General features: G+C 69.5%; 13 protein-coding genes and 1 pseudogene. 8 read left to right on the forward strand and 6 right to left on the reverse strand.

All coding sequences use genetic code 11. From position 1 onward, the window contains the following. Positions 1-18: 18 nt before the first annotated feature. The 4 genes from ACRDSQ_RS02365 to ACRDSQ_RS02380 all read right to left on the reverse strand — a co-directional run bounded on the left by ACRDSQ_RS02365 (position 19) and on the right by ACRDSQ_RS02380 (position 2,447). On the reverse strand, positions 19-171 hold the full coding sequence (locus ACRDSQ_RS02365) for a hypothetical protein (protein ID WP_431418340.1): 153 nt from the start codon (positions 169-171) through the stop codon (positions 19-21). Continuing rightward, on the reverse strand, positions 168-332 hold the full coding sequence (locus tag ACRDSQ_RS02370) for an Insertion element protein (protein WP_431418342.1): 165 nt from the start codon (positions 330-332) through the stop codon (positions 168-170). Before ACRDSQ_RS02370 ends, ACRDSQ_RS02365 begins: the two co-directional genes overlap by 4 nt. Beyond that, positions 329-2,041, reverse strand: coding sequence for a nitrite/sulfite reductase (locus tag ACRDSQ_RS02375; RefSeq protein WP_431418344.1), 1,713 nt, complete (start codon positions 2,039-2,041; stop codon positions 329-331). The genes ACRDSQ_RS02370 and ACRDSQ_RS02375 overlap by 4 nt, the downstream gene beginning before the upstream one ends. Positions 2,042-2,153: 112 nt before the next feature. After that, positions 2,154-2,447, reverse strand: a complete 294-nt coding sequence (locus ACRDSQ_RS02380; protein WP_431418345.1) for a putative leader peptide — start codon at positions 2,445-2,447, stop codon at positions 2,154-2,156. Here ACRDSQ_RS02380 and hemW point away from each other — a divergent pair. After that, positions 2,360-3,574 (forward strand): radical SAM family heme chaperone HemW, encoded by a 1,215-nt coding sequence (gene hemW / locus ACRDSQ_RS02385; protein WP_431418346.1) that lies wholly within the window; start codon positions 2,360-2,362, stop codon positions 3,572-3,574. The two genes, ACRDSQ_RS02380 and hemW, sit on opposite strands and share 88 nt — an antisense overlap. A 2-nt stretch (positions 3,575-3,576) precedes the next feature. Here hemW and ACRDSQ_RS02390 read toward each other — a convergent pair whose 3' ends face one another. Then, a complete protein-coding gene (locus ACRDSQ_RS02390) occupies positions 3,577-4,194 on the reverse strand; it encodes a TetR/AcrR family transcriptional regulator (protein ID WP_431418348.1) in 618 nt (205 codons plus the stop codon). Between the two features lie 133 nt (positions 4,195-4,327). Here ACRDSQ_RS02390 and ACRDSQ_RS02395 point away from each other — a divergent pair, with 133 nt between their 5' ends. Then, positions 4,328-5,113, forward strand: a complete 786-nt coding sequence (locus ACRDSQ_RS02395; RefSeq protein ID WP_431418350.1) for an alpha/beta fold hydrolase — start codon at positions 4,328-4,330, stop codon at positions 5,111-5,113. Between the two features lie 79 nt (positions 5,114-5,192). Continuing rightward, positions 5,193-6,398, forward strand: a complete 1,206-nt coding sequence (locus ACRDSQ_RS02400) for a cytochrome P450 (RefSeq protein WP_431418352.1) — start codon at positions 5,193-5,195, stop codon at positions 6,396-6,398. 3 nt (positions 6,399-6,401) lie between these two features. Here the strand turns inward: ACRDSQ_RS02400 and ACRDSQ_RS02405 are convergent, their stop codons facing one another. Then, on the reverse strand, positions 6,402-7,313 hold the full coding sequence (locus ACRDSQ_RS02405; RefSeq protein ID WP_431418353.1) for a bile acid:sodium symporter family protein: 912 nt from the start codon (positions 7,311-7,313) through the stop codon (positions 6,402-6,404). 148 nt (positions 7,314-7,461) lie between these two features. On the opposite strand from ACRDSQ_RS02405, the gene hrcA reads away from it, so the two are divergent. The 5 genes and pseudogenes from hrcA to ACRDSQ_RS02430 form a co-directional block, all read left to right on the forward strand. Continuing rightward, complete coding sequence (gene hrcA / locus ACRDSQ_RS02410; RefSeq protein WP_431418355.1) at positions 7,462-8,484, forward strand: heat-inducible transcriptional repressor HrcA; 1,023 nt, start codon at positions 7,462-7,464, stop codon at positions 8,482-8,484. A gap of 55 nt (positions 8,485-8,539) precedes the next feature. Further along, positions 8,540-9,697, forward strand: a complete 1,158-nt coding sequence (dnaJ, locus tag ACRDSQ_RS02415) for a molecular chaperone DnaJ (protein ID WP_431418357.1) — start codon at positions 8,540-8,542, stop codon at positions 9,695-9,697. After that, entirely contained in the window at positions 9,694-10,428 is a 735-nt protein-coding gene (locus ACRDSQ_RS02420; protein WP_431418358.1) for a 16S rRNA (uracil(1498)-N(3))-methyltransferase, read from the forward strand. Before dnaJ ends, ACRDSQ_RS02420 begins: the two co-directional genes overlap by 4 nt. A gap of 178 nt (positions 10,429-10,606) precedes the next feature. Then, positions 10,607-10,951 carry an HIT domain-containing protein gene (locus ACRDSQ_RS02425; RefSeq protein ID WP_431418359.1) on the forward strand — a complete coding sequence of 115 codons (345 nt, stop codon included), beginning with the start codon at positions 10,607-10,609 and terminating at the stop codon, positions 10,949-10,951. A 97-nt stretch (positions 10,952-11,048) separates the two neighbouring features. Further along, positions 11,049-11,364 (forward strand): annotated as a pseudogene (locus tag ACRDSQ_RS02430) (PhoH family protein); the annotation flags it as partial.

Below are 11,364 nucleotides of genomic sequence, written 5' to 3' on the forward strand. Positions count from 1 at the left end.
CGTCAGCGCGAACAAACGTCATAATGTGCGGGCTGCCCACCGGATCACCACCTCGGCGGGCGCCTCCTCGAGCCGCCAGGCGGCGCGCTGGGCGAGCGCCTGCCGGTGCTCGACGAGGCTGGTGGGCTCGGCCGCCTCGCGCGGGACCAGGCTGAGCGGCTCGGCGGTCATCGCCGCGCCGCCAGTCCGACGAGCTTGAGGTTGAACACCCGGGTGCAGGACCGGCAGTGCCAGGTGCCGTGCTGGTCACGCCCTGACTCGTCGCTGTGGGGGCGCAGGTCCTCGTCGCCGCAGAACGGGCAGTAGAACGGGACGGCGCGCTGCTCGCTCACTTCAGGTCTCCCTCGTCCGCACGGGCGACCCACTGCGCGAACCGTTCACCGGTGTGCCGCTGGTCGGCGAACCGCCGTACGACTCTCTCGATGTAGTCGGGCAGCTCGTCAGCGGTGACCTTGTGGCCGCGCAGCTTGCGGCCGAAGCCCGCGTCGAGCCCGAGGCCGCCGCCGAGGTGAACCTGGAAACCCTCGACCTGGTTGCCGTCGTCGTCGGTCACGATCTGGCCCTTGAGGCCGATGTCCGCGGTCTGGATGCGGGCGCACGAGTTGGGGCAGCCGTTGATGTGCACCGAGATCGGCGCGGTGATGCCGTCGGTGATGTCGGTGAGCCGGGTCTCCAGCTTGGCGACCAAGTCCATCGCCCGGTCCTTGGTGTTGACGATCGCCAGCTTGCAGAACTCGATGCCGGTGCACGCCATCACGCCGCGCCGCCACACCGAAGGCTCGGTCTGCAGGCCCAGCTTGGCCAGCTCCGCCTGCAGCGACGACACCTCGGCCTCGGGGACGTCGAGGACGACCAGCTTCTGCTGCGGGGTGAAGGTGACCCGGTTGGACCCGGCGCGCTCGGCGGCCTTGGCCACCTCGACCAGCACCGACCCCGACACGCGGCCGACGATCGGGGCGGCGCCGACGTAGAACTTGCCGTCCTTCTGCTTGTGCACACCCACGTGGTCGTAGGGGACCGCGGGGACCTCGGGCGCGGGGCCGTCGATCATCTTGCGGTTGAGGTACTTCTCCTCCATGACCTCACGGAACTTCGCCGCGCCCCAGTCCTTGACCAGGAACTTGATGCGCGCGCGGTGGCGCAGGCGGCGGTAGCCGTAGTCGCGGAAGACGCTGATCACCGCGCCGTAGACGTCGGCCACCTCGTCGAGCGGGACCCAGGCGCCGAGGCGCTGGCCGATCATCGGGTTGGTCGACAGGCCGCCGCCGACCCAGACGTCGAAGCCGGGGCCGTGCTCGGGGTGGTTGACGCCGACGAACGCGACGTCGTGGATCTCGTGCGCCACGTCCGGCAGCCCGGAGACGGCCGACTTGAACTTGCGCGGCAGGTTCGAGAACGCCTTGTCGCCGACGAAGCGGCGCTTGATCTCCTCGATGGCCGGGGTGCCGTCGATGATCTCTTCCTCGGCGATGCCCGCGACCGGCGAACCCAGGATGACCCGCGGGCTGTCGCCGCAGGCCTCCATCGTGGTCAGGCCCGCGCCTTCGAGCTTGGCCCAGATGGTGGGCATGTCCTCGACCCGGATCCAGTGGTACTGGATGTTCTGCCGGTCGGTGATGTCGGCGGTGTCGCGGGCGTAGGTCTGCGAGACCTCACCGATCACCGCGAGCTGCTGGGTGGTGACCGCGCCGCCGTCGATGCGGATGCGGAGCATGAAGTACTCGTCGTCGAGCTCCTCGGGCTCCAGCGTCGCCGTGCGGCCGCCGTCGATCCCCGGCTTGCGCTGGGTGTAGAGGCCGTACCAGCGGAAACGTCCCCGCAGGTCGCCAGGGTCGATGCTGTCGAAGCCACCGTGCGCGTAGATGTCGACGATGCGGTCCCGCACGTGCAGCGGGTTGTCGTCCTTCTTGGCGCGCTCGTTCGGATTCAGCGGCTCGCGGTAACCGAGCGCCCATTGCCCCTCACCCCGGCGGGCCTTGGGGCGGGCCGGGGTTGAGGCGGTCGACTGCGGTGTGGTCGACTCCGTGGTGGTGGGAGACACCGGCTGTCCTCTAGGGTCGGGGCGCTCGAGCGCACCGTCAGGGACCCCGGAGATCAGGGGTGCTCAGCCGGCGCGTCCGACGCCTGCTGAATTCGAGATAGGCGACGACGGGTCAGGTGTACTGACGGCACATCGCGCTGGAGACGCGACGGAAGTCGACGTGGCGGCGGGCCACCAGGAAGACTTCGGTCGCTGACATGGGTCCAGCGTCCCATGCGTCCACGGTGTGGTCCACCTCCATCCGCATGCTGGGACGGACGTCACGCGGTTCTCCCTGCCGGAATAAATCCCTGCTAGGGGGCCTGGGAGGATGGTGGCGTGCCCTCCGTACTGCCTGACGGCGAACCCGCCCCCGTCGACGGCTCCCTTCCGTCCTCGGCGCTCGCGGGCCTGGGCGCGCGCCCATTCGGCGTCTATGTGCACGTTCCGTTCTGCGCCACGCGCTGCGGGTACTGCGACTTCAACACCTACACACCAGGTGAGCTCGGCTCGTCGGCCTCGCCCGAGTCGTGGCTCGAAGGTCTGCGCCGCGAACTGGACTTGGCCGCCCGAGTCCTGGGATCGCCGCCGAAGGTTGACACCGTGTTCGTCGGCGGTGGGACGCCCTCGCTGCTGGGCGCCGACGGCTTGGGCGAGGTGCTCGGCGCGATCCGCTCCACCTTCGGTCTCGCACCCGGCGCCGAGGTGACGACGGAGTCCAACCCGGAATCGACGTCGACCGAGTTCTTCGCGGGCCTGCGCGAGGCGGGCTACAACCGGATCTCCCTGGGCATGCAGTCCGCGGCCCGGCACGTGCTGAAGGTCCTGGACCGCACCCACACTCCCGGCCGGGCGGTCGCCGCCGCGCTGGAAGCGCGGGCCGCGGGGATCGAACACGTCAACCTGGACCTGATCTACGGCACGCCCGGCGAGCGCCCCGAGGACCTGGCCGCGTCGCTGGACGCCGTGCTGGCCGCCGGGGTCGACCACGTGTCGGCGTACGCGCTGATCGTCGAGGAGGGCACCGCCCTGGCCCGCCGCATCCGGCGCGGCGACCTGCCCGCCCCGGACGACGACGTGCTGGCCGACCGCTACGAACAGGTCGACGAGACGCTGTCGGCGGCGGGGCTGACCTGGTACGAGGTGTCGAACTGGGCGTCGTCGGACGAGGCGCGGTGCAGGCACAACCTGGGCTACTGGCTCGGCGGCGACTGGTGGGGCGCCGGTCCCGGCGCGCACAGCCACGTCGGCGGCGTGCGGTGGTGGAACGTCAAACACCCGGCCCGCTACGCCGACCTGCTCGCCGAGGGCAACTCGCCCGCGGCGGGCCGCGAACGTCTGTCGCTCGATGATCAGCGAGTCGAACGGGTGCTGCTGGAGTTGCGCCTGTCCGACGGCCTGGCTTTGTCCGCCCTGGATGAGGCGGGCCAGGCGGAAGCACGGGAAGCTGCGAACGACGGCCTGCTCGACGGCCCGTCACTGGCCGCGGGCCGCTGCGTGCTCACCTCACGCGGCAGGCTGCTGGCCGACGCCGTGGTCCGCCGCCTGACCTGATGTCAGCCCCCTGACGAAGTGCCGGAGAGGCCGCGCAGCATGCGGCGGACCATGTCGGCGTACTCGTCGCGCAGCCGCTGCTGGTCCTTCGCCGGGCTCTCGGCCAGCGTCGTTCCCGCCGAACCCAGCATCGAGAAGGTGATCCGGGTGGCCGTGTCGAGCGGCACCGGCTCGATGTGGCCGCTCGCGACCAGCGCGGTCAGCAGCTTGTGGATGATCCCGTAGGCGTAGGTCTCCTCGGCCCGGTGCCACTCCTGCCACCCCAGCGCCACCGGCGCCTCACGCCACACGATTCGGCTGTAGACCGGGTCCAGGCACTGGTCGAGAAACGCGTCCAGCGCGTCCAGTGCCCCCGTCCACGGATCCGCCGCGGCCGCCGCGATCTCCGTGACCCGGGCGACGGCGGCCGACTCCAGTTCCTCGTGGACGGCCTTGAACAGCGCCCGCTTGTTGCTGAAGTGGTGATAGACCGCCCCCCGCGTCGCGTCGATGTCGGTCGCGATGTCCTCCAGCGCTGTCGCGGCGAACCCAAAAGTCGCGAAACGCCTGGTGGCGGCGTCGATCAGGGCGGCCCGAGTCGCCTCGGAGTACTGCTCGCGCCTGCTTTTGGTGGCGGACATAGTAAACAAGTCTGCCAGGTCCGCTCTGACCAGCCGTTTTGGTGTATCCGGTCAGTGGGAACAGTTTGGTTTGCCGCCCCAGGCACGTCGGTGGAGCATTCGGAAATGGCGTTGCGCCGAATGGAGGAATGTTATGGGCGGCTATGTCGAGATCGGCGACCTGAACACCTGGTATGACGAGCAAGGCACGGGCGACGCGCTTGTGCTGCTTCATGGCGGACTGTGCACTAACGCGACCTGGGAGCCGCAACTGGCGGAGTTCGGCGCGCGGTTCCGGGTCATCGCGCCCGAGCGGCGAGCGCACGGCCACACGGCGGATCTGGCCGGGCCGCTCTCGTATGACGACATGGCGGCCGACACGGTCGGCTTCATGGACACGGTCGTCGGCGGCGCGGCGCATATCGTGGGGTGGAGCGACGGCGGCATCGTCGGCCTGCTCGTCGCGATGGCGCGTCCCGATCTCGTGCGCAAACTCGTCGTGATCAGCGCGAACTTCGACACCACTGGCACCCCGCCCGAGATCGTGGCCCACATGGCGTCGTCAACGGCCGAGAGCGATGACTGGACCATGCTGCGATCGCTCTACGAAGCCGTGTCCCCGGACGGGCCGGGACACTGGGCGGTCGTGTTCGCCAAGTTCCAGCAGATGGCGACCACGCAGCCTGCCATCCCGCTCGCGGACCTGGGGCGGATCAGCGCGCCCACGCTCGTCATCGTAGGCGACGACGACATGATCACCTTCGAGCACACATCCAAGCTCTTCGGGGCCATTCCGAACGCGGAGCTGGCGGTCGTCCCGGGAACGTCCCACCTGCTGACGATGGAGAAGCCGGGACTGGTGAATCGGATCGTCCTGGATTTCCTGGAGAAAGAACCCCCGCCGACCATGATGCCGCTGCGACGAGCGGCCGCCCACTGAGCGCCTACTCGCGGAGGGCGGTTTGGTGTACAACTGGTGACATACGCAGTGTATGTGACCAACGCAGAGAAGGTGAACGATGACGGAGACCATGTTCAACCCCTTCGCCCCGGGATTCAGCGAGAACCCGTACCCGCACTACGCCGAACTCCGGGACGAGACCGCGGTCCACGAACACCCCCTGGGGTTCTGGTACGTCTCCCGATACGACCTCGTCACCGCGCTGCTCCGCTCAGGCCAGTCCGTCGAGACCCGCCACCTCGCCCCGCACCCGGTCCGCGACGAGATGCGCAAAGCCGCGGGCGGCGACGACTGGCGCTTAGGCGGACTGTCCATGCTCGACCGCGACCCGCCCGACCACACCCGGCTGCGCTCCCTGGTCGCGAAGGTCTTCACGCCGCGCGCGATCAACGCGCTGGCTCCGCGAATCACCGAACTGGTAGACGCTTCCCTCGACTGCATGGCCGAAGCGGGCCGGTCCGACCTCGTCGACGAACTGGCGTTCCCGCTGCCCTTCACCGTCATCGCCGACATGCTCGGCATGCCGCCCACCGACGAGGACCGCCTGCGCGAACTCACCGGGACCCTGGTCCGGTCCCTGGAACCGGTGGGCGACCCGGACCTGGCCCGCCGCATCGGCGAGGCGGACGCGGAGTTCACTCGGCTCACCGCCGACATGATCGAGTGGAAGCGCGCCAACCCGGCCGACGACCTACTCACCGCGCTGATCGACGCCGAACACGATGGCGACGTCCTGAGCGACGACGAGCTGATCGCCCAGGTCGGCCTCCTCTATGTGGCGGGCCACGAGACCACGGTCAACCTGATCTCCAACGGAGTAGTCGCACTCCTGACAAACCCCGACCAACTCAAGGCCCTGCGCGCCGACCCAACCCTGATCGACAACGCCGTCGAAGAACTCCTCCGCTACGACAGCCCGGTCCAGATGAGCCGCCGCATCACGACGGCGCCAGTCGAGATCGGCGGCCACGAGATCCCGGCGGGCAGCTTCGTCATCGCCAGCCTCGCCTCCGCCAACCACGACCCAACCTTCTGGGGCGAAGACGCCGCGGAGCTGGTCCTGAGCCGCCCCAACGCCCGCCACCACGTCTCCTTCGGCGCCGGCCCCCACCACTGCCTGGGCGCGGCCCTGGCCCGCCTCGAAGGCCGGATCGCCCTCGGCAGGCTGGTCGAGCGGTTCCCGGACCTGGCGCTGGACGGCCCGGTGGAGTGGAACGGCCGAATCAATCTCCGCGGCGCGGCGAAGGTTCCGGTGCGGACCTGACGCCTACTGACTGCCGCTGTCCGCGCCTGAGGTGGCCGAATCCGGTGCGGCAGCGGCGGTCCGGCGGGTGATCCACCACGCGAGCAGACCCGCGGGGAAGAACATGAGCACGCCGTACACCGCCGCGGGCACGGCCATCTGAGCGTTGTCCAGCAGCGCGGGGCTCAGCGCGATGGTGATCGCCAGGGTGCTGTTGTGGATGCCGACCTCGAACGACGAGGCGATCGCCTGCTTCTCGCTCACCTTCGCCAGGCGGGGGACGAAGTATCCGATGGCGAGGCTCAGCACGCACAGCAGCACCGCGACCACGCCCACCGACTTCATGTAGCCGAGGATGTTGGCCCGCTCGAGGTACACAGCCACCCCGATCACCAGCGCCAGCACCACGATCGACGCGATCTTGACCGACGTGCGCATCCGGGCAGTGAACTCGGGGAACCGATTGTTGACCGCCATCCCGATGGCCACCGGGATCAGCACGATCGCGAACACCTGCAGCATCTTCGCCGGCTGCAGCCCGAGCGACGCGTCCCCGTCGAGGAAGCCCGCGATCGCCAGGTTGACCACGATCGGCAGGGTCACCACCGCGAGGACCGAGTTGATCGCCGTCAGCGTGATGTTCAGCGCGACGTCCCCACCCGCGAGGTGGCTGAAGATGTTGGCTGTGGTCCCGCCCGGCGACGCCGCGAGCAGCATCATGCCGACCGCGAGCACCGGCGACAGGTCGAAGGCCAGCACCAGTCCCAGCGCGACGGCGGGCAGCACCAGCACCTGCACCGCGAGCGCCAACAGGGCAGCCTTGGGGAACTTCGCCACCCTGGTGAAGTCGTCGACTGTCAGCGACAGCCCCAGTCCGAACATGATGATCGCGAGCGCGATCGGCAAGAACACCGTGGTCAACACTGACGACGCCATGAGGGCTCCCAGTTACCGGTGGGTAGTGCGAGCATGATTCAGACGAACCTCACAAACGCGCAAGACCCATGCTCAAAACGTGATAGCCGTACCGATTGACCCCATAGCGTCTCGCGCTCCGTAAACTCTTACCAGAGGGAGGTGCCACGTGGTCAGTTCGGACGAACGCAGGCTCGACGTCCTGCGCGCCATCGTCGCCGACTACGTGCACAACCAGGAGCCGGTCGCGTCCAAGGCGATCGTCGACCGGCACCACCTGGGTGTGTCCAGTGCGACCGTGCGCAACGACATGGCCTCGCTGGAGGAGGACGGCTACATCACCCAGCCGCACACCAGCGCCGGCCGCATCCCGACCGACAAGGGGTACCGCCTCTTCGTCGACCGCCTCAGCGACGTCAAGCCGCTGAGCTCCGCCGAGCGCCGGGCCATCCAGAGCTTCCTCGAGGGCGCGATCGACCTCGATGATGTCATGCGCCGCAGCGTGCGGCTGCTCGCGCAGCTGACCCGCCAGGTCGCCGTGATCCAGTACCCCACGCTCACCACCTCGACCGTGCGCCATGTCGAGTTGGTCTCCATCACCCCCGCGCGGGTGATGATGGTCCTCATCACCGACACCGGCCGCGTCGACCAGCGCATGGTCGACCTTGGCGACGTTGTCACCGACGAGTCCGTCGCCCGGCTGCGCACCATCCTCAACACCACCCTCGCGGGCAAGCGGCTCACCGACGCCGCCGCGAAGGTCGCCGAGTTGCCGGAGTCCGCGCCCAAAGACCTGCGCGACCCGCTGACCAGGCTTTCCATCGTGCTGGTCGAGTCCCTGGTGGAGCACCCCGAGGAGCGTCTCGTCCTCGGCGGCACCCCCAACCTGACCCGCAACGCCGCTGACTTCCCGCACTCCCTGCGCCAGGTGCTCGAGGCGCTGGAGGAGCAGGTGGTGGTGCTCAAACTGCTCGCCGCGACCACCGACTCGGGCACGGTCGTGGTCCGGATCGGCGAGGAGAACGAGGCCGAGGAGATGCGCAGCACCTCCGTGGTTTCCATCGGGTACGGCACTCGTGCGACCCTGCTCGGGGGCATGGGCGTGGTCGGGCCGACTCGCATGGACTACCCCACCAACATCGCCGCCGTCCGCGCGGTGGCGAATTACGTCGGGGACATCCTCGGCCGTTAACGCGAAGCAACGAAGTGATCCCCCGACGTGCTCGGGGCAGGAGGACTGGGACAAGGTGGCGAGGGACTACTACGGCGCTCTCGGGGTGCGGCAGGACGCGACCTCGGACGAGATCAAGCGCGCCTACCGCAAGCTGGCGCGCGAGCTGCACCCGGACGTCAACCCGGAGGAGGCCGCGCAGCAGCGCTTCCGTGAGGTGACCGCCGCCTACGAGGTCCTCTCGGACCCGCAGAAGCGCAAGATCGTCGACATGGGCGGCGACCCGCTGTCCAACGGCGGTGGCGGTGGCGGCGGCCATGACCCGTTCGGTGGCGGCTTCGGGCTCGGCGACATCATGGACGCCTTCTTCGGCGCCGCGGGTGCGGGCGGCGGACGCGGTCCGCGCAGCCGCGTGCAGCCCGGCTCGGACGCGCTGCTGCGCATCCAGATGACGCTCGAGGAGTGCGCCACCGGCGTCAGCCGGGAGATCGCCGTCGAGACGGCCATCCTCTGCGACCTGTGCCGCGGCTCCGGCTGCGCGGCGGGCACCTCGCCCACCACCTGCGACACCTGCGGCGGACGCGGCGAGGTCCAGTCCGTGCAGCGCTCGTTCCTCGGCCAGGTCGTCACCGCCCGGGCCTGCCCGGTGTGCCGCGGTCTCGGTGAGGTCATCCCCGACCCGTGCCGCCAGTGCGCGGGGGAGGGGCGCGTCCGCGCGCGCCGCAACATCACCGCGAAGATCCCTCCGGGCGTGGCCGACGGCATGCGCGTGCGGCTCTCCGGCCAGGGCGAGGTCGGCCCCGGCGGCGGTCCCGCGGGCGACCTGTACGTCGAGGTCGAGGAGCTTCCGCACGCGACCTTCGAGCGCGCGGGCGCCGACCTGCACTGCACCCTGAGGGTCCCGATGACCACCGCCGCCCTCGGCGCGGTCGTCCCGCTGGAGACCCTCGACGGCCCGCTCGACATCGAACTCGAACCGGGCACGCAGCCCGACACCGAGCTGGTCATGACCGGCCGCGGCCTGCCGCGCCTGCGGTCGACCGGGCGCGTCGACGGCCGCGGCGACCTGCACGTCCACATCGAGGTCGAGGTCCCGACGAAGCTCGACGCCCGCCAGACCGAGTTGCTGCGCGAGCTCGCCGAGCTGCGCGGCGAAGAGGAGCACACGCTCGCCATCGCGAGCGCGCGCCAGGGCGGACTGTTCTCCCGCCTGCGCCAGCGCCACGCCCGATGACCCTGGCGCTGTTCCTCGCCGAGGCACTGCCCTCCGGCTCGTCATTCGTTCTCGACGGCCCGGAGGGCCGCCACGCGGCCGCGGTCCGGCGGTTGCGCGCGGGCGAGGAACTGCTCGTCTCCGACGGCAAAGGATCAGTCGCCCACTGCGTCGTCGACGCGGCGGCCAAGGACTCGCTCGACCTGACGATCACCCGACGCTGGGCCGAGCCGCCGCCCGCCCCGCGCGTGGTCATCGCCCAGGCGCTCGCGAAGGGTGACCGCGGCGAGCTCGCCGTCGAACTCGCGACCGAGGCGGGCGCCGACGCGATCATCCCGTGGCGCGCGTCCCGCTCCATCACCAAATGGGATGACGGACCGCGCGGCGACAAAGCGCTCAACCGCTGGCGCTCTACCGCCCGGGAGGCCGCGAAACAAGCGCGACGCGCCTGGATTCCCGAAGTCACCGACCCCATGTCGGTGCGCGAACTCGTTGCGGTGGCAAAGGAGTCCGCGCTCACCCTCGTGCTGGAAGCAGGCCGCGCCACCCGATTGGCGGATATCGATCTCCCTTCATCGGGTGATCTTTTGCTGATCGTCGGGCCGGAGGGCGGGATCACCGACGAGGAGATCAACGCCTTTGAGCAGGCAGGTTCCCGAACCGTCCGGCTCGGCCCCTCCGTGCTGCGCACTTCCACGGCCGCCGCGGTCGCGCTGGGCGCCATCGGCGCGCTCACGACACGGTGGCGTTGACCCGCGCGAAGGGTCTACCCTTTCTCCTGCAAGGCGATCCGAACTTTCGGACGCCCCCATGACTACCGCCGGACACCTCCCCCCTCGGTCCGGCGGAGCCGCGCGAGGCGGTGAGGCGACCCCCAGGCTTCATCGCCCGCGCGGCATCCTCCACCCGCACTCCCATTAATCTGGGCGCATGAATGCGGACTGCCTCTTCTGCAAGATCATCGCCGGTGACATCCCGTCGAAGCTCGTCCACGAATCCGAAACCACATTCGCGTTTCGCGATATCAATCCGCAGTCCAAGGTCCACGTGATCGTCGTGCCCCGAACCCACTACGAGGACGCCGCCGCGCTCGCCGAGGACGCCCGATTGCTCGCCGACGTGCTCAAAGCAGGCGCCGAGGTGGCCCGAGTCGAGGGAATCGACCAGTCCGGATACCGGTTTGTCTTCAACACCGGAGACGACGCCTGCCGCACGGTTTTCCACGCCCACCTGCACGTTCTGGGCGGTGAGCAGTTGGCGGGCTTTGGTCGCTGAGCGTGTTTTTCCGGTGCGCCGTGTCGGTGGCTGGGTCTAGCATCGGATCAGACACCGACCCACAGCGCGTGGCGCAGAAGGCAGGACCGAAAGCAACGTGACCGGCACCGATCCCCGACCTTCCGACGCGCCAACTCCACAGCACGACGCCCAGTCGAGGTTCTCCATCCCCGAAGGTGCCGTCCTCGCCCTGCTCGGGTCGCGAGACGAGAACCTCCGCCTCGCGGAGGAACTGCTCGACGCCGACGTCCACGTCCGCGGCAACGAGGTCACGCTGACCGGCGCCCCCGCCGATGTGGCCTTCGCCGAGCGCGTGTTCACCGAACTCGCCACGCTCGCGACCCGCGGCCAGCAGGTCGGCCCGGACACGGTGCGCCGCACCGTCGCCATGCTGTCCGGCGACTCGGCCGAGT

Source organism: Actinokineospora sp., from assembly GCF_050699995.1.
GTDB lineage: Bacteria > Actinomycetota > Actinomycetes > Mycobacteriales > Pseudonocardiaceae > Actinokineospora.

What these genes read in the sequence shown, in the direction of transcription:
- ACRDSQ_RS02365 (WP_431418340.1), bottom strand. Translation starts at nt 171, where the DNA reads ATGACCGCCGAGCCGCTCAGCCTGGTCCCGCGCGAGGCGGCCGAGCCC.
- ACRDSQ_RS02380 (WP_431418345.1), bottom strand. Translation starts at nt 2,447, where the DNA reads ATGGGCGCGCGCCCAGGCCCGCGAGCGCCGAGGACGGAAGGGAGCCGT.
- ACRDSQ_RS02390 (WP_431418348.1), bottom strand. Translation starts at nt 4,194, where the DNA reads ATGTCCGCCACCAAAAGCAGGCGCGAGCAGTACTCCGAGGCGACTCGG.
- ACRDSQ_RS02395 (WP_431418350.1), top strand. Translation starts at nt 4,328, where the DNA reads ATGGGCGGCTATGTCGAGATCGGCGACCTGAACACCTGGTATGACGAG.
- ACRDSQ_RS02400 (WP_431418352.1), top strand. Translation starts at nt 5,193, where the DNA reads ATGACGGAGACCATGTTCAACCCCTTCGCCCCGGGATTCAGCGAGAAC.
- ACRDSQ_RS02405 (WP_431418353.1), bottom strand. Translation starts at nt 7,313, where the DNA reads ATGGCGTCGTCAGTGTTGACCACGGTGTTCTTGCCGATCGCGCTCGCG.
- ACRDSQ_RS02420 (WP_431418358.1), top strand. Translation starts at nt 9,694, where the DNA reads ATGACCCTGGCGCTGTTCCTCGCCGAGGCACTGCCCTCCGGCTCGTCA.
- ACRDSQ_RS02425 (WP_431418359.1), top strand. Translation starts at nt 10,607, where the DNA reads ATGAATGCGGACTGCCTCTTCTGCAAGATCATCGCCGGTGACATCCCG.